At 49.1% G+C, this 17,730-nt stretch carries 11 protein-coding genes; 4 read left to right on the top strand and 7 right to left on the bottom strand.

Going from position 1 to position 17,730, the window contains the following annotated elements:
* Positions 1–63 precede the first annotated feature (63 nt).
* The gene (locus tag CRO03_RS11095) at positions 64–1,188 is read left to right on the top strand and encodes a hypothetical protein (protein ID WP_097111705.1); all 1,125 of its coding nucleotides are present in this window, start codon (positions 64–66) and stop codon (positions 1,186–1,188) included.
* Positions 1,189–1,337: 149 nt separating this feature from the next.
* On the opposite strand, the gene CRO03_RS11090 is transcribed toward CRO03_RS11095, so the two are convergent.
* Positions 1,338–3,071 (bottom strand): gluzincin family metallopeptidase, encoded by a 1,734-nt coding sequence (locus tag CRO03_RS11090; RefSeq protein WP_097111704.1) that lies wholly within the window; start codon positions 3,069–3,071, stop codon positions 1,338–1,340.
* Positions 3,072–3,343: 272 nt separating this feature from the next.
* Between CRO03_RS11090 and CRO03_RS11085 the strand changes: the two genes are divergently transcribed.
* From CRO03_RS11085 to CRO03_RS11075, 3 genes are all read left to right on the top strand, one after another.
* The gene (locus CRO03_RS11085) at positions 3,344–3,622 is read left to right on the top strand and encodes a hypothetical protein (protein ID WP_097111703.1); all 279 of its coding nucleotides are present in this window, start codon (positions 3,344–3,346) and stop codon (positions 3,620–3,622) included.
* A 66-nt stretch (positions 3,623–3,688) separates the two neighbouring features.
* On the top strand, positions 3,689–4,003 hold the full coding sequence (locus CRO03_RS11080) for a helix-turn-helix transcriptional regulator (protein ID WP_097111702.1): 315 nt from the start codon (positions 3,689–3,691) through the stop codon (positions 4,001–4,003).
* Between the two features lie 320 nt (positions 4,004–4,323).
* The gene (locus tag CRO03_RS11075; RefSeq protein WP_097111701.1) at positions 4,324–4,698 is read left to right on the top strand and encodes a nuclear transport factor 2 family protein; all 375 of its coding nucleotides are present in this window, start codon (positions 4,324–4,326) and stop codon (positions 4,696–4,698) included.
* 23 nt (positions 4,699–4,721) lie between these two features.
* On the opposite strand, the gene rraA is transcribed toward CRO03_RS11075, so the two are convergent.
* The 6 genes from rraA to CRO03_RS11045 all read right to left on the bottom strand — a co-directional run bounded on the left by rraA (position 4,722) and on the right by CRO03_RS11045 (position 17,405).
* Entirely contained in the window at positions 4,722–5,204 is a 483-nt protein-coding gene (rraA, locus tag CRO03_RS11070; RefSeq protein WP_097111700.1) for a ribonuclease E activity regulator RraA, read from the bottom strand.
* 213 nt (positions 5,205–5,417) lie between these two features.
* Positions 5,418–6,830 (bottom strand): FAD-dependent oxidoreductase, encoded by a 1,413-nt coding sequence (locus tag CRO03_RS11065; protein ID WP_097111699.1) that lies wholly within the window; start codon positions 6,828–6,830, stop codon positions 5,418–5,420.
* Between the two features lie 16 nt (positions 6,831–6,846).
* Positions 6,847–11,310 (bottom strand): glutamate synthase large subunit, encoded by a 4,464-nt coding sequence (gene gltB, locus CRO03_RS11060; protein ID WP_097111698.1) that lies wholly within the window; start codon positions 11,308–11,310, stop codon positions 6,847–6,849.
* Between the two features lie 413 nt (positions 11,311–11,723).
* A complete protein-coding gene (gene iadA, locus CRO03_RS11055) occupies positions 11,724–12,905 on the bottom strand; it encodes a beta-aspartyl-peptidase (protein ID WP_097111969.1) in 1,182 nt (393 codons plus the stop codon).
* Between the two features lie 10 nt (positions 12,906–12,915).
* Positions 12,916–14,400 (bottom strand): putative basic amino acid antiporter YfcC, encoded by a 1,485-nt coding sequence (yfcC, locus tag CRO03_RS11050; protein WP_097111697.1) that lies wholly within the window; start codon positions 14,398–14,400, stop codon positions 12,916–12,918.
* Positions 14,401–14,477: 77 nt separating this feature from the next.
* A complete protein-coding gene (locus tag CRO03_RS11045) occupies positions 14,478–17,405 on the bottom strand; it encodes a TonB-dependent receptor domain-containing protein (protein ID WP_097111696.1) in 2,928 nt (975 codons plus the stop codon).
* Between the last annotated feature and the right edge of the window lie 325 nt (positions 17,406–17,730).

The raw sequence follows: 17,730 nt of genomic DNA, 5'->3' as shown, positions 1-17,730 counted from the left end.
AGCAGAAACGTAGTTCACACATGATAAGGATGGGCACATGCTTAAATTAGGTGGCGACGAACTTTGGGGCTAGACGGTAAAGATGTTGAAGATTATGAGTCAACATTTTTTCGTGCTTATGAGTTCCATAGTTTTAGAATTAATTACCTTCCTCAATTAGATGCCCAAGGGCAGTATCAAGTTAAAGGCGGCACTTACGATGTACGTCTTAGAGATCCAGACAAAAAAAATCTGATCATTTTTACTCTTGTCGTTCTATTAATTTTTTCAATTTATTTATTAATACATACCAAAGGTCAAGCAGCTGGCGCATACACGTTTATGGCAGCTGTTTTGGGCTTTATTGGCGCTTTTATTACAATAGTAAATTCACAGAAGCTTAATGCTATTAAGATTTCTATCGATGGCATTGAAGGTGTTTTTGGTAAGGCAGATAGCAAAATTAAGGCGCAAATACGCAAGAACACTAGCCAGGGCAATCATGCAGACACCTCTGAATATACCTACCATAAAAAACCAAGGGTAACGGTTCAGAATGTGATAATGAAAGTCAAAAGCATTACAGGTGTCTATGAAAGGAGTTTATTCTTAACCACCCTGGCTATAAAAAGTGACACTCCAGTATTTGAAAAACTTGTTTCACCATCCTATGAGCATTATCAATTTATACTCGATGTTGAAGTCGGCCACCTGTCCGATATTTTAAATGCGGCTGAGAAGCTTTGTCAGGGCATTACTGGGAAAGCTTATGATGCAATGCTAATACAGAATTATATTGGTGCAGACTTAAATTCGCTTCTGACTGATCTACTGCCCTATATTTACGCCAGGCGCGAAATACATATTAAGCGAGTGCACGGTAGAGTTGATAGCCTGAAACAATACAGGAATGGATCTATCGCCGACGGTAAGTTGTACGCCATGAAGGAAGAGACACACGACTTACTTTACGAACATTTGGAATACTACTGCTACAAATGGTATTGGACCGGCCCGCTCATGCCAGTAGGATTCAGTTACTTTCATGAAAGAGTCAGGGGTGTATATCACGTCTGTGGGTTGGCATTGCAGCAAGCTGCAGCCGCAGCGCAGGTTCAACCAGAGGATGTGCTGCCCTACCTGCAAATTGCAGCAAGGTATCACCGCTTGCTGCAAGGTACCAGTGCAAACATAGATTATCAGATATAACCCTGCAACTTGATGTGGCTGAAGATGAAGCCATGCAGGAAAAAATTGAACTGCTTAGTCGCCACCAGCGCACCATTATTATCGGCATAGACAAACTAGTCGGGGATAAAGTCTATCCTGGCTCTGGAGTCTGAACTTAACTTTCAGTTTCAGGAAGCAGTTTTAGATACCAATTTCATGTAGGGGCTGATGTGTCGCGGGATGCTTAAACAGCTAATCTCCGCCATTGGTTGCTTCGCTCTGTTCTTCAGCACAATATTGTGATTATTTTCGCAGCTTTCGCGAAACAGCTGGTATGCCGCAATACCCTCTTTATAAATGTCGAAGTTACCAACATATTGGATTTCATAGCTTTTCTCGAAAGCTTTGCAAGATTCTATCGGGTAGGTTTTTAGATAGTCATCATAACTGCTAATGCTTATGGCATTGCAGTGCGTTCGCATAAGATCAGAGATAATTTGCTTGCCCCAATGTTGTTTTACTTCGGCCGGATGCTCTTCTGATAATGAAACGGTTATGCCAGACTGCGTAAACCAGCTTGCCACTTCCGCTTGGTTATCAAGCTCAGTGTCGTGGCTGAATCGCGCCAGTGCTTTTGCCAGCGTTTTCGAGCCTGTTAATAAGCTCAACTGGTCAAAATAATCTTGCTGGTTGTAGCTTCTGCTTGCTGCATTGGCTTTGAACATCCCTTGCCAAAGATTAAATACGGATTTGTCCGGAGATTTTGCCTGAATCGCCAGATGGCTGGCCAGTGCCATGGCCGCACCACAGTTGTAGTAATTGCGATAGCGCCATAATTTAGCGGATTGCTCCAGCGACTCTGCACCTTTATTTAACACACAATTATTGGCGGCTTCTTCGAACCGCAACAGCATTTGTGCGTTATCAATTAAGCCGAATTCCAGCATGGCAAAATTGGCAAACGCATCAGCACCACCTTCATGCATCCAGGCGTGATTTTGCTCTTCGAAAGCAAACATCTCGCCGTTCCAGAAGTGAGCTACTTCATGCGCTAAGAAATGAAATAAGGTATTAAACTGCTCATTATTTTCCTGGTTCCAGCGCTTGCCATTTATGGTCAGTTGCACCAGTCCATCTAAGGTGCCGCCACTGTAATTCGAATAGTCACCGTCAAGCTGGTCATAATTAAAAAATACAACCGGCTTAAAATCTAACGGCTGGCCAGTTTTTTGCTGGTAATAGTCAAACAGCTTCGGAAAGTATTGCTGGGTGTGGTGCCATACCCATTTAGGTAAATCAGGGTCGACGATCGCCAGCATATTGTCTGTTTCAATTGGCGTAATATTGCCAAAGTATATGTAAGTGCCGTCATTGTCTAAGACCCACTGTGCCTGATCCTGGTAGCTTTGGCCGAGAAAAATAATATTTTGGTTAGGGGCATAGAAGTGGAACCGGGTGCCGCTAAAAGATGCGCCTATCGGGCTTATTGCTTTGTCCTCAATAATATTGGCGCCCAGCGTCAGATGGTTGGTATATAACAGGGTACTGCCATCCGTGTATTTTATATTGTGAGTGTAGTCTTTCTGGATAAAGTCATAGTAAGAGTTAAAGCTCAGCTCCAGTGAGGTGAACTTGCTACCGTCTATGCTTCTGATCAGTAGCACGTCGCCAGCTTTGTCCCAGACAAATTTTGCAGGGTCAAAGTGGTATAAATTACGCCGGTCAAAATTGCTGTTGCGGCTAAACGCGACATGATCAACCGCTATCGGCAATACATAATTAACCTGCCACAAGTCCTTTTCCTGCTGATAATGCACATGAATATGCAGGTTAAAATCGTTTTCCTCGGCATTAGCCTGATTCAACACCAGCTGCAGCACGATACCAAGCAGCAGGGCAAGAATGTTAATTTTACAGCGCATTCAGTAAAATCCTTTTAGTTAAAAGTGGCTATTCGCACCTGATTATTAAGGAAAATACGCTTAAATCCTACGACTATTTCAACCTTCTGCGATAAGCACTGCTGGCACCAAGAAATGAAGCCACGATGTATCGCGAATTGTGTTTTTCTTGTATTTAAATAAGTACCTGCTTAGCGGTCAAGCCTGGGTTGCGGGTTGCGGGTTGCGGGTTGCGCAACTTGCGTCTAGAATAGTTATATCTCTGATAAGGGCAGCGAACAAGGAGGTGACTATTGCGGGTAGTTGTTAAACCGGGAAAGGAAGCAAGTACAGAGGCAGCTATTAACAGCCTATCTGCCGTTGCCAGAGAAGAAATAACGGATGTGATTGATGTTCTGGTTAATGCGATATCACTGCAGGAGGCCAAGGAAGTCTTGTTAGGCGATATGGTGCTGGAAGGCAACGGTTTCAGTGTATCGATACGGGAAAACTTTCAGTTTGTGGTGGCCGGTCTGTTGGGGGAAAGTGAAGGGAACGAAATGCTGCTGATTGAGGTTATTCACTACGGCTAAGTTGGATTGACATAAAGCGTGTTGGGTAATTTCAGCGCGCTGCTCTGAACAAAGGTGATTAATGATATGAAAAATAGTACTGAATTACTGACCAGTGAAAATCTGCGTGAGATGGGCCTGATTGGCGCACCAAAGGGCGCTGGCGCGCACTTTAAGCGTTTCCTGCAGCGTAAGAACCTGACTGCAGCTGATGCCGCCCGTGATCTTAATGTGGCTAAATCTACCATTACCCGTTTTATAAACGGTGAAAGTGAGTTGAGTATTGAGCTGGCAACCAAGATTAAGCGGGTTTATAACGCGCCGGTAGACGTGTTCTTCAGAATTGACGCCCAGTACAAGGCGTATGTCGTTTCGCAAAATATTAGTAAATCAGTGGCGTAAAATGCTAGGTCCAAAAAAGCTGATCGCCTAGCTGACTTGGTCGTTTGCTAAAAAGTTACTTTCGCCAAATAAACCAGCAAGCACCGGTAGCCAAAATTACGAAGCCGATGCCAAACCAGGTAAAGTGGTTAGTGTTTTAGGGGAAATCCAATTTGAAATATTCTGCAATCATGTACGCGATTGCGGTAAAAAGTGGTAACGTTTCCAGAATAATGTAATACATATTTAAAACTCCTATTTTTATGAGAGAAAGCCAATTGCGGCTTTTCTTTTCTATAGTGAGGGTTAATTATTTTTCCAATGACCGGATCTGGAACTACATGGATAGCATAATCCTCAAACAGCAACTAACTGAACTGGAACAGCTGCTTGTACAGCCTGCAACCCGGTTGTCAGTGCAGCTTTTGGACAGCTATCTGGCCGATGATTTTTATGAGATTGCAGCGACTGGCCGCTGTTTTGGTAAAGCTGATGTGCTTGAGCGCTTGCCAACTGAAGCGCCACCTGTTATCAGCCAGCAAGATTTTGAGTGCCGGGTTTTATCTGAAGGTCTGGCGCAGTTAACCTACCGCGCTACGATACAGCGTGCAGAATGTGATGGCCTGAGTTATTCGGTGCGGAGTTCAATCTGGCGCTTTGATCGCGAAAAATGGCAGATGATTTTTCATCAAGGAACAGCGTGCGAACCGTTCTGAATTTTCGTTGAAAATAAAGCTACTTACACCAACTGCTTCGTCGCCACCAATACCCCATTATTATCGGCATACAAATACTGGCCTGGGATAAAGTCGACTCCGGCGAAGGTCACCGTCAGGTTGATATCACCCAAATCCCGCTTGTCGGTTTTCATTGGGTGAATACCCAGCGCCTGCACGCCTAGTGGGGTTTGGCGTATTTCGTCGATATCGCGAATACAGCCGTTGATAATAATACCTTCCCAGCCATTGGCTGCAGCTTGTTCGGCCAGCATATCGCCGAGCAGCGCATGGCGTTTTGAGCCACCGCCATCAACTACCAGCACTTTGCCCTGGCCCGGGGTTGCCACCAGTTGTTTAACTTTGGAGTTATCTTCAAAGCATTTTACGGTAACAATTTGCCCGCCAAAGGCGGCTTTGCCACCATAGTTTTGAAAGATTGGCTCGGCTACGCGGATGCAGTTGGCGTGAGCGTCGCAGAGATCGGGTAGGGTAAATGAGGGCATGGGTTTAGTCCTTTGGTTGTTGCGTAGAGCTATGAGTATTGCTCGAACCGGTTTGCCCACGCCAACACGTCGTGAATATGTCCCTATAGACTCCTCTACGCCCGTCCAGGGCGTAGACGGTTGGCTTAGGGCAAACCTAATCTCGCTTATTAACTCCGGCTTAGCGGTTGGCAACTGCATGCAGCCAACCCGATTAGCTTTATACTTGCGGATTTACACCTGCAAGTAGTCCAACATCCCCTCAGCGGCTTTACGGCCTTGGGCAATGGCGGTTACTACTAAGTCAGAGCCTAATACCATATCGCCACCGGCAAAAATTTTCTGCTGGTTGGTTTGCAGCGCATAGGGGCTTTGCTCAGACGCAACCACCCGACCTTTAGTATCGAGCGCTACACCCATATCAATTAACCACTGCGGTGGGCTTGGCTGAAAACCAAAAGCGATAATCACCGCGTCAGCCGCCAGTACCTGCTCTGAACCGACAATTGGCTCCGGGCTGCGCCGGCCTTTGGCGTCTGGTGCGCCAAGCTCAGTGCTGATGACTTTTACACCACAGACCTTGCCATCCGCATCTACTTCAATACCCAGCGGTTGCAGGTTAAACAAAAACTCTACCCCTTCCTCGCGGGCATTTTGCACTTCTTTACGCGAGCCTGGCATATTGGCTTCATCGCGCCGGTAAGCACAACTGACCTTAGTCGCGCCCTGGCGAATCGAGGTACGAACGCAGTCCATTGCTGTGTCACCACCACCCAGCACCACCACAGTTTTATCTTTTAAGCTGATGTATGGATGTTCCGTTTGCCAGCCCATCAGGTTATTGATATTGCCAATTAAAAACGGCAGCGCTTCATGGACACCGGGCGCGTCTTCATTCACTAAACCGCCTTTCATCGGGGTGTAAGTACCCAGGGCTAAAAACACCGCGTCGTATTCATCCAGCAGGCTGTCAAAGCTGACATCGACCCCGACATTGGTATTTAACCGAAACTCAATACCCATGCTTTCAAAAATGTCGCGCCGGCGGCTCAGTACTTCTTTTTCCAGCTTAAAGGGCGGAATACCAAAGGTTAGCAGGCCGCCAATTTCCGGATAGCGGTCGAACACCACCGGTGATACGCCATTACGTACCAGTACATCGGCACAGGCTAAGCCGGCCGGGCCGGCGCCAATTACCGCTACCCGGCGGTCGGTTTTAATTACCGCCGATAAATCGGGGCGCCAGCCCATTTCAAAGGCTTTATCGTTAATGTACTTTTCAATACTGCCGATGGTTACCGCGCCAAAACCTTCATCCAGGGTGCAGGCGCCTTCGCACAGCCGGTCTTGCGGGCAAACCCGGCCACATACTTCTGGCAAGCTGTTGGTTTTGTGTGACAGCTCGGCTGCTTCAATAATTTTGCCTTCGTTAGCCAGCTTTAACCACTGTGGAATATAGTTGTGCACCGGGCACTTCCATTCACAGTATGGGTTGCCGCAATCCAGACAACGGTCGGCCTGACCTTCCACCTGGGTGTTGGTCATCGGCTGATAAATTTCCACGAACTCGATAGTGCGTTCGCTGTGTGAGCGTTTTGGCGGATCAATCCGTTTGACGTCGATAAACTGATATACATTCTGTGCCATAACGTTTCCTTTGCCCTTACATCGCCTGAACCCGCAGCTCGGCAGAAGAGCGAGCGCGGTGTCCCAGCAAGGTATTTACATCGCTGGTTTTTGGTTTAACCAGCTTAAATTTGCTTAAGTAATTATTGAAATCAGACAGGATACGCTGCGCTTTGTCGCTGCCGGTTTCCTCTACGTGTTGGTGTAACAGGCTGCGCAAATGCTCCTGCAATATTGGCGTGCTGACGTCCAGCGCCTCCACCAGCTCCGGGTTTACCCGCAGCTCTAAGTCGTCCTGCTCGTCCAGCAAGTAAGCAAAGCCGCCGGTCATACCGGCACCAAAGTTAACCCCGGTGCAGCCCAGTACCACGACCACGCCGCCGGTCATATATTCACAGCAGTTATCGCCGGTGCCTTCTACTACCGCCAACGCGCCGGAGTTACGCACCGCAAAACGCTCGCCTGCCTGGCCGGCTGCATAAAAACGACCGCCGGTGGCGCCGTACAAACAGGTATTGCCGGCAATGGCGAAGCCGTTTTTGGCAAAGCTGGCGCCCTTGGCCGGGAAAATAGCGATCTGACCGCCGGTCATGCCTTTACCAACATAGTCATTGGCGTCGCCTTGCAGCGCTAAGTGCAGGCCGCCGGCATTCCATACCCCAAAGCTCTGGCCGGCGGTGCCGGTAAAGCGTAAGCGGATAGGATCGGTGGCCATACCCTGATTGCCATGCTTACGGGCAATAAAGCCCGACAGCGCTGCGCCAACCGAGCGGTCGGTATTGCGGATAGGCAGGCTGAGCTGGCCACCGGTTTTGTTAATCACCATTTGCTGGCAGCGCTCCAGCAGCTGCTGGTTCAGCGCGCCCGGATCAAACGGCGTGTTGTTCTTAACACAGTGCAGTGGTTTGTCAGATGTCACGCCACTGGCCTGTAAGATCGGGGTCAGATCCAGTCTGGCTTGTTTCTGGGTTTCGCTTGCTTTGGCGGTCAGTAAATCGGTGCGGCCTATTAACTGGGTCAGCTCAGTCACCCCAAGTTCTGCCATTAGTTCGCGCACTTCATGGGCCAGAAATTTAAAGTAGTTCATCACCATTTCCGGCAGGCCGGTAAAATGGTCGCGGCGCAGGGTTTCATCCTGAGTTGCTACCCCGGTGGCGCAGTTATTTAAATGGCAAATACGCAGGAATTTACAACCCAGCGCCACCATCGGCCCGGTACCAAAGCCAAAGCTTTCGGCGCCTAAAATAGCCGCTTTTACTACATCCAGGCCGGTTTTTAAGCCGCCATCTACCTGCAACCGCACTCTGTCACGCAAACCATTTTCTACTAAGGCCTGGTGCACTTCAGCCAGGCCAAGTTCCCACGGGCTGCCGGCATATTTAACCGAAGTAAGCGGGCTGGCGCCGGTGCCGCCATCGTAACCTGATACGGTAATTAAATCGGCATAGGCTTTGGCCACGCCGGTGGCAATGGTGCCAATGCCCGGCTCTGAAACCAGTTTTACCGAGATCAGCGCCTCTGGGTTTACCTGTTTTAAATCGAAAATCAGCTGGGCTAAATCTTCAATGGAGTAAATGTCATGATGCGGCGGTGGCGATATTAACGTTACACCCGGCACCGAGTAACGTAGCCGGGCAATTTCTGCCGTGACTTTTTCACCGGGCAGCTGGCCACCCTCACCGGGCTTGGCGCCCTGAGCCACTTTTATCTGAATAACTTCAGCATTAACTAAGTAATGCGGGGTTACCCCAAAGCGGCCCGAAGCAACCTGTTTAATTTTCGAGTTTTTCTCGGTACCAAAACGGCGTGGATCTTCGCCGCCTTCACCGGAGTTCGAGCGCCCGCCTAAGCGGTTCATCGCAATAGCCAGCGCTTCGTGTGCTTCCGGGCTGAGCGCGCCGATAGACATCGCTGCACTGTCAAAGCGCGGGTATAAGTTTTCCGCTGCTTCTACTTCTGCTAAGGCAACGCCGTCAGTATCATTAGCCAGTTGCAGTAAGTCGCGTAAATGAGCGACCGGCCGCTGGTTAACATGGTTACTGTAAACCAGATAGTCTTCATATTTGCCCGAGCGCACCGCTTTTTGCAGGCTGGTCACTACGTCGGGGTTATAGGCATGGTATTCGCCATCGTGCACATATTTTAACAGGCCACCGTGGTTCATTGGTTTGCGTTTTAACCAGGCAATATTGGCCAGTTGCTGCACATCCTGCTCAAAGTCAATAAAGCTGGCGCCGCCAATCCGGGAGGGTAAATCGGCAAAGCACAGCTGCATTACATCTTTATTAATGCCGACCGCTTCAAACAGGTTAGAGCAGCGGTAACTGGCAACTGTTGAGATGCCCATTTTCGACATGATTTTAAACAGGCCTTTATTGATGCCTTTGCGGTAATTCAGCACCGCCTGACGGGCACTTAAGTTAATAGTGCCTTTTTCAACCAGCTGCTCGACGGTTTCATAGGCCAGAAACGGGTAAATACCGGTGGCGCCCAGGCCAATTAACACGGCAAAATGATGCGAATCGCGGGCGCTGGCGGTTTCAATAATAATATTGGAGTCGCAGCGCAGCTGGGCATTCACCAGGGCCATTTGTACCGCACCCACCGCCATAGCCGCCGGGATAGGAATAAGGCCTTGATCGATGCGCCGGTCTGTCAGGATCACCAGCACGACGTTGTCGTCGCGCACCGCGCTAACCACGTTGTCGCACAAGTTGCGGGTCGCCTGCTCTAAATTCTGCTGCTGCGGGTCAAAATTTAACGAGAATACCTGGTTTTTATAATATTTCTCATCCGCCTGGCGCAGTTGCTTTAAGTCGGAGTACATCATTACCGGCGATTCAAACTGAATGCGACGGGCGTAGCCGGCAGTTTCTTTAAATACGTTATGCTCGCGGCCAATACTGGTCGCCAGTGACATCACATGGGCTTCGCGCAGCGGGTCGATTGGCGGGTTGGTTACCTGAGCAAATTGCTGCCGGAAATAATCAAATAAATTGCGCGGTTTGCGCGATAATACCGCCATTGGCGTATCGTCACCCATTGAGCCAACCGCTTCCTGACCATCTTTGGCCAGTACGGTCATTACCTGCTCAATTTCTTCATAGCTGTAGTTAAACAGTTTGTGATACACCTGCATGGTGTCATCGTCAAATACCCGCTTACCAATCAGGTCAGTTTCGTATTGCTCATAGGGTACCAGCCGCTGCACGTTATCGTTGAGCCAGCTGCGATAGGTATGGCGGGCCATTAAATCGTTATCGATTTCATCCGATCGCCAGATCTGGCCGGTAGTGGTATCTATCGCCAGCATTTCACCGGGGCCAACCCGGCCTTTTTCGACCACTTCATCCGGGGTGTAATCCCAGATCCCAACTTCAGACGCCAGAGTAATTAATTTATCGCGGGTAATAACAAAGCGGGCAGGGCGCAAGCCGTTGCGGTCCAGATTACAGGCAACATGCTGACCATTGGTCATCACAATGCCGGCCGGGCCGTCCCACGGCTCCATATGCATCGAGTTAAATTCGTAAAATGCTTTTAAATTATCGTCCATTACCCGGTTGCCCTGCCAGGCTGGTGGCACTAACAAACGCATGGCGCGGAATAAATCCATGCCGCCGGCCAGCAGCAGTTCAAGCTGGTTATCCAGTGAGCTGGAATCTGAACCCGTCTGGCCAACAAAGGGCGCCGCGTCCTGTAAATCGGGCAACAGCGGGGAGGCAAATTTATACTGGCGGGCCCGGGCCCATTGCCGGTTGCCGGTAATAGTATTAATTTCACCATTATGGGCCAGATAACGAAACGGCTGGGCCAGTGGCCAGCGCGGCATGGTATTGGTGGAAAAACGCTGGTGGAAGACGCAGATGGCGGTTTCCATCCGGATATCAGCTAAATCAGTGTAATAACGCGGTAAGTCGGCCGGCATCATCAGGCCTTTAAACACCGTTACTAATGATGAGAAACTGGGGATGTAAAAATCCGGATCGCCAGCCAGCTGCTGCTCTACCCGGCGCCTTACCATATAAAGCCGGCGTTCTAAATCGTGATCGCCCCAGCCATGCGGCGCATTTACAATAACCTGTTCAATTTGCGGCATTGACTCCAATGCCAGCGGACCAAGCACGCTGCTGTCGGTTGGCACAGTGCGCCATGTCACCAGAGACAACGTTTCCCGGGCAATTTCTTTATTGATAATGGCTTTTGCTGCGGCCGCTTTCTCGGGATCCTGGCTCAGGAAGATTATGCCAACGCCGTATTTCTTTGCCAGATTCCAACCGTTTTCTTCGGCAATGGCCCGAAAAAAACTGTCGGGCTTTTGCATTAATAAACCGCAGCCATCACCGGTTTTACCGTCGGCCGAAATACCACCACGGTGTTGCATCCGATCCAGGCCATTAATGGCGGTTCTGACAATCCGATGGCTGGCCGCACCTTCAATATGTGCTATCAGGCCAAAGCCACAATTTTCCCGTGCCTGACTATGCTGATACAACGCCATGACTTACCTCCAAACTTGCCTTGCAAATGTATAATTATTTAATAAATATGAATTATTATTCTTATGGTCTGATTATTTGCTACTGAAAGAAAATAACGAGAGTTCTTTCAATGATAAATCAGTGGTCAATGCGTTGTAGTTTGTACGAATCTAATTCGTTTGGCCGTCTAAACCCACCAAGATGAACAGGTATACTAAGAAAAAGCCGAAAAAGCAAGTGAAGTTTATCCGTCTGGCCGTCTATCATAAACTGGATGTGCTGGCTTTAAAGTGAAAATAAATTACATGAATTGGCGTTATTTCCGCCATCAATACCAGTTTGGCATAAAAAAAAGCTGCCGAAGCAGCTTTTTATGGTTAGCCATTATAGTGTTTATGCATATATTTATGCGAAAAGCCGTTGGTTAGTATTTCTAGCGTTCAAACATGCCTTTTACAGTGGCCTTGCCGTTTAGGACCAATTGCTTACCCATCGCAAAAACCTGATTTATAGCCAGATCGTCGCGATTTAGCAGTACCAGATCGGCGTCTAAGCCTGCGGCCAGCCTACCTTTTTGTTGCAGCCCAAGCACGGCGGCCGGCGAGTGAGTGATGGCACAGATAGCGTCACTGATACTGACTTTATGGCTTAAGATGGCATCGCGTGCCGATTGAAACAGCGTACTTACCTGGCCAACCTGCAGGCCCAGCAAGTCGCCATTGTCACTGTAGATTGGCAGACTGGCATTGCCGTCTGAGCTTAGGGTCAGTTGCAGCGGGTTAATACCTGCCTGTAGCGCCTCAGCCAGTGCAGCAGCAGCAGCAACTTCACCATGCTCCAGATCGTATGCTGTGGTACTGGTGGTAAAGTCGATTACGCCACCCTGGCCGGCGAATTCCAGACCTGCCTCAAATACTGCGCGGTTACGGTTCATGTGGGTAGGGTAAAACTGCTTTAAACTAAGCTCTGTACCCGCAACGGCATCATAAATCGGTTGCAGAATACGCTCGCCGGCGCCCATATGCACGCTGACGGTGCCACCTTTACCAGACAGAATACCGCCAACTTTAGCGGCTGATGCCACTTTTCTGATTTCATCCGTAGTCGGCTGCGATGAACGATGATCGCTTATCGCAATTTCGCCAACACCAATGAATTTATCAATCAGAATAAGATCGTCAGTGATGCTGCCCGTCAGGGTGCGACAAGGCACCTGATAAGAACCGGTATGACAATAGGTAGTAATGCCTTCCGTTTGTAAGGCATGGGCTTTTGCCAGCAAATTGGTAAGAGTACGGGTGGTGGCATCAGTACCCAACACGCCAATGGCCGTGGTAACGCCGCCCAGGGTGGCATCAGTCAGCTGCATTTCCGGGGTACGGGTGGCAAAGCCGCCTTCGCCACCACCGCCAATAAAGTGCACCAGTGAATCAACAAAGCCCGGTACGGCAATGCTGCCACTGCCATCAATTACCGTTAGCGGTAAGTCGCTACTGCCAGTATTAAACTGCTGACCAATGGCAATAATTTTACCGCCGGCCAGCACAATGTCTTGTTTACCGAGCGGCTGTGGCGCGTAAACCTCAACATTTTTTATCAGAAAAATTGTGTTCAAAATAACCTCGTTACTGATAGCCGATAGCAACCGCAACCAGCATAAAGATACTGGCCAGGGCAAACAGCCAAAGTTGTAATTTCCAGACGAATTTCAGCCAGATGGTCCAGTCTACCCGAACCACGCCCAGGCAGCCGATAAGTGCGGCAGAAGTAGGAATAATACAGTTAGTCAGGCCATCGCCCAGTTGAAAAGCCAGTACGGCAATTTGCCGGCTTAAGCCAACCATATCGGCCAGTGGTGCAATTAGCGGCATGGTCAGCGCTGCCTGGCCAGAGCCAGAGGCGACAAAGAAATTAAATACCGACTGAATAACCAGCATTAGCCAGGCAGATAAATAGGCAGGTAAGTCGCCGAGCGCCTGGCCAGAGTAGTAAAGCAGGGTATTTAACACTGACGGGGTTTCCGGGTTGTCACCGCCGAGCAGCAGTACTATACCTTTGGCCATACCGACAATAAGTGCCGCCGGCAGCAATTCGCTGGCGCCCTGTTTAAAACCATCGGCTGCTTCATTAACTCTGAGCCGTTTACCAATGACAGCAATGACTGCTATCACGATACCAATGGTAAAAAACTGGCTGGCAATTTCCGGAATATAATACTGGCGTACTGTCACACCCCAGATTATCCAGACTAAACCGGCAAAAAACGCCAGTAAAATAATACTGTCGATGGTGCTGTAACTATTAACGGCTTGCTGTTGCTGTTGACTGCGTAACTTTTGATCGCTGGCATAGCTGAGTGAACTGCTTGGGTCGCGTTTAATTCTGGCCGCGTAGCGCATAGTAAAAATAACCCCGAACAGGGTAAATACCAGCCACATGACCAGCCGTAAGTCCGCACCCGATAACAGCGGAATCTCTGCAATGCCCTGGGCAATAGCCACATTAAACGGGTTCATCCAACTGGTCGCAAAGCCAATCTGGGTAGCGATGTAGGTTACCAGTACGGTGGTAATAGCATCGTATCCCAGCGCCAGCATTAACGGTAGTAGCACGATACAAAAGGCAATGGCCTCTTCACCCATACCAAAGATGGCGCCGCCCAGTGAAAACAGCACGAATAACAGCGGAATAAACAGAAACTCCAGCCGTTTGGTTTTTTCTATTAACGCCAGAATGCCATTGTGGATAGCGCCGGTTTTCATAATGATGCCAAAAGCACCACCAGTTAGCAGGATAAAAGCGATAACGCCGACTGCAGAGCCCCATTTATTGCCGGAAACCATACCCTCAAAGGCATAATTTAAAAAGCCGACACCGCCGCCTTCAGCAAACAGCGGTACACCGGCGTTGCTGTCAGTTGCCAGAGTAAAGCTGGTAGGGTCTATCCGGCTTTTGGTTTTTACGGCACTGTCGGTTTCAACAGCCACTTCAATAATATCGAATGAGCCTGCCGGGATAAGATGGGATGCCAGAGCCGCCAGAATCATCACAAAAAACAGGATGACAAAGGCGTCCGGCATCGACACCGGTTGTTTTACTTGGTTAGCCATAGTGTAAGCCTTGTGGTAGCTATCGGTAATGTGCGGGCGTGAACCTGACAATCATTTCACGCCCGCGTCTTTGCTAATTAAAAGAAATAGCTAAAGGATACACGATAGTTGCGGCCATAGGCGTTGTGGTTGATAGAGTCGAAACCGCGACTGCTGCCAAATACTGCTGGCGGGTCACGATCAAGCAGGTTGTCGACAGTGAAGTTTATAGAAGCATGTTCAAAGTCATAACCAATATTGGCCCGCAATGTGGTCCAGGAGGACACATCGCGATTACCCTCAGCGTCAATCAGACCTAGCTCGTCCAACTCGTCCAGGTTACGACCGCGTAAGCGGGCAGTATCGTCCTGGTATGATGAGGTATAAAGTGCAGTCAGCCCCAGATAAAGTGCTTCACCGCTCCATGAGATACGGGCGCTACCGATATTTTCCGGGTACCGGAAAGTACCAATCAATGCTTCAACTTCATCTGAGCCCGCTTTATTGCGCTCAAATTCAAGGTAGTGGGTCCAGTCCAGATCCATACCCAGACGGCCACCGGCTAAATCGAAAGTGTGGCTGAAACGGGCATCAATACCGCTGACATCCTGGCGGCCAACGTTATCCAGCTGAATAACGTGATCACGGAACAAAGGCAATTCAGCAAAACGTGGATCGTCATATTCAACCCAGGCATCAAGGATCTCTGCCATGTTAGCACCATCGTCTTCAACGGTAAGACCCGCTAAGTCGGTAACGTCACACAGCGCCGGATCGTAGGAGATACCTAATTCGCCATCGGGCACCAGACCACAATGACGAACACTGGCGTCGGTAGCCGTGCGGGCCAGCATGGCTGTCATATCGGTATCGACCAGTTTCTTATGTTCAAACTGCCAGTAATCAACGGTAATTGTGGTGTCGCGGGTCGGGCTCCAGCCAAAACCTAAACTAACTGACTCAGAGGTTTCAGCCTGCAGGGCAGCGTTGCCCAGCTCCAGCACGTTCGGGCTACTGGTAAAGCCGGCGCCTTCACAGTATAAATCTGACACGGTTTGGTTGGCACTACAGTCAAAAGTTGCGGTAGTGGTTCTGAGTTTTACCCCAGCCTGAGTCAACGAAGGTGCCCGGAAAGATGTGGCCCAGGAACCACGTAAAATCAGGCTGTCCAGCGGCCGCCAGGTAATGCCGACTTTAGGGTTAAAGGTACTACCAAAATCGTCGTAGTGATCGTAACGGCCAGCCAGTTGCAGCTCGACGGTATCACTCAGTGGTGCGTAAATCTCAGCAAAAGCTGCCATCTGGGTTCTGTCTGCAGCTGATAAGCTGGAGCCAAAACCAAACACGTCAACCAGATAGTCATTGGCCGCACTGGCCTGGGCATTGGCAGATGGTGTATCGGTAATTTCTTCCTTACGAAGCTCGAGGCCAAAGGCTGAACGAACCAGCTGGCCGTTAAATTCAAATAAATCTCCACTTACCCGCGCGTCCCAACCATAAACTGTGCTGACACCATCCCTGGTCGGGACTTCCTGTGCCAGCCCCAGCAATGCTTCATTGGCCGGATCATTGGCCAAAAACGGGTTATATACACCGGCTAAACCGGCACCGCTATTGCAGCTTAAGCTGTCAGCGTCACTGTCGTAACTGGCAATACTGCCATCCTGACACAGCTCGCCAGCGATGGCGGCGTGGTATTTATAACGGTTGTAAATGCCGGCAATGGCTTTCTGCTCTGATTCTGAACGCGACAGCAACACGGCAGTTTCCCAGTCCCAGTTTTCGGTGCTGCCGGCTAAGCTGCTAACCAGCCGGAATGAATCGCTGGTTACTTCTACGGTTCTTGGCGTGTTAAAGCGGGCATCAAACCGGAAACCCCACAGGCGTTGACCTGCTTCGCTGGTAAATGGATCGATATAAATCTGGTCCAGTAAGGAATCACGCAGCTCATCCGGGAACACATCCAGTGCGGTTTCCTGCACCCATGGGCCTTCCTCATCACTTACCTGGTTAATCGGCGCAGGGCTGGATGATGAAACAGACGACGTGTGGCTGTAGAAGAAGTCGGTATTCCACACTACGTCATTACTGAACTCTTTGCGGAAGTTAAAACCGGCAGAAGCGCTTTCAAACGGAGTTTCTAATACATCATCCTGATTAGGATAGTAAGCACAAATCTGTTCGCCCAACTCCGTGGTCACCAGCGGGCTGGTGCAGGCTGGGCTGGCTATTTCGTTGCCATCTACTGCTGACCAGTAATAAATATTTGGCACACCCTTAGGTAAATAGGAGTAATTACTGACTAAGCTGGGATTGCGGGTAAACTCACGGTCCTGTGCGGTGTAACCTTTGCGATCATAGATATCTGCAAACAGGGTTAAGTTACCACCAGCCAGTTCAGTACCTAGCAGGATATTAGCGTTTATCTTACTTTCATCAGAGGATGCAGTGCTGTTACCGTAGGATAAATTAACCTCTGCACCTTCATAGTCGGTTTTCAGGATATAGTTAATTACCCCGGCAACGGCGTCAGCACCATATATAGCAGACGCACCGGTTGCCAGCACTTCTACCCGTTCGATTGCTGCCAGTGGAATACTGTTTACGTCAACAAAGTTCTGGGTGCCTGCTGCAAAAGAAGAAGCAGCAATGCGTCGGCCATTTACCAGAGTCAGGGTAGAAGAGGGACCTAAGCCACGCAGCGAGGCAGCTGCCTGGCCTGCCGGAGTAGAAGTTGAAGTGGCACCGCTTTCAGAAGTAGAGAAGGTACCACTACCCCCCCGTACCTGACCTAAGTCTTTTAACAGATCATAAATTGAGCTGGCGCCGGAATTTTTAATATCGTCGGCAGAGATAACTACCAGAGGTTGGGTACCTTCCAGATCAACGCCTTTAATCCGCGAACCAGTTACTTCAATTCGCTCAACTTTTTCTTCTTCTTTAGCCGTTTCCTGTTGCGCATAGCCATAAGGAGACGCGAGTAAGCTGCCAGCAATAGCCAGCGCCAGCGGGTTTAATTTACGCATAGTTACACCTGTGTATTAATTGGGTACACAATCAGCTAAGGATTAGGCACACCTGTTATTTGCTTTATTTTTGCTTTAATGGGTTTGTGTAAATAGAGAACCTCAGGTCAACCGCAGTTGCCTGATATGTTTCTATTCGTTAAACCACTCGGAAAGGTAGTAGGACGAATAGTGATATGAGCCGAGCATTAGTGCTTTCTTTAACATATCGCTACTTTAAAAAGTTAGTTATCAGATAAAAGTTTTACTTTTGCTATCGGAAACTGTCGAAAACAGCACCAAAAACAATCTTATTTCTACTTCTAATTGGCAAAGATGTCAATAC

Source organism: Arsukibacterium tuosuense (assembly GCF_900215315.1).
GTDB lineage: Bacteria > Pseudomonadota > Gammaproteobacteria > Enterobacterales > Alteromonadaceae > Alishewanella > Alishewanella tuosuense.
The sequence above is the reverse complement of the archived record's forward strand: the minus strand, read 5'-3'. Positions and strand labels throughout refer to the sequence as shown.

Coding starts and splice junctions, on each gene's coding strand:
- yfcC (WP_097111697.1), bottom strand. CDS start 14,400: ATGGCTAACCAAGTAAAACAACCGGTGTCGATGCCGGACGCCTTTGTC.
- CRO03_RS11045 (WP_097111696.1), bottom strand. CDS start 17,405: ATGCGTAAATTAAACCCGCTGGCGCTGGCTATTGCTGGCAGCTTACTC.
- CRO03_RS11090 (WP_097111704.1), bottom strand. CDS start 3,071: ATGCGCTGTAAAATTAACATTCTTGCCCTGCTGCTTGGTATCGTGCTG.
- CRO03_RS11080 (WP_097111702.1), top strand. CDS start 3,689: ATGAAAAATAGTACTGAATTACTGACCAGTGAAAATCTGCGTGAGATG.
- rraA (WP_097111700.1), bottom strand. CDS start 5,204: ATGCCCTCATTTACCCTACCCGATCTCTGCGACGCTCACGCCAACTGC.
- gltB (WP_097111698.1), bottom strand. CDS start 11,310: ATGGCGTTGTATCAGCATAGTCAGGCACGGGAAAATTGTGGCTTTGGC.
- CRO03_RS11065 (WP_097111699.1), bottom strand. CDS start 6,830: ATGGCACAGAATGTATATCAGTTTATCGACGTCAAACGGATTGATCCG.
- CRO03_RS11075 (WP_097111701.1), top strand. CDS start 4,324: ATGGATAGCATAATCCTCAAACAGCAACTAACTGAACTGGAACAGCTG.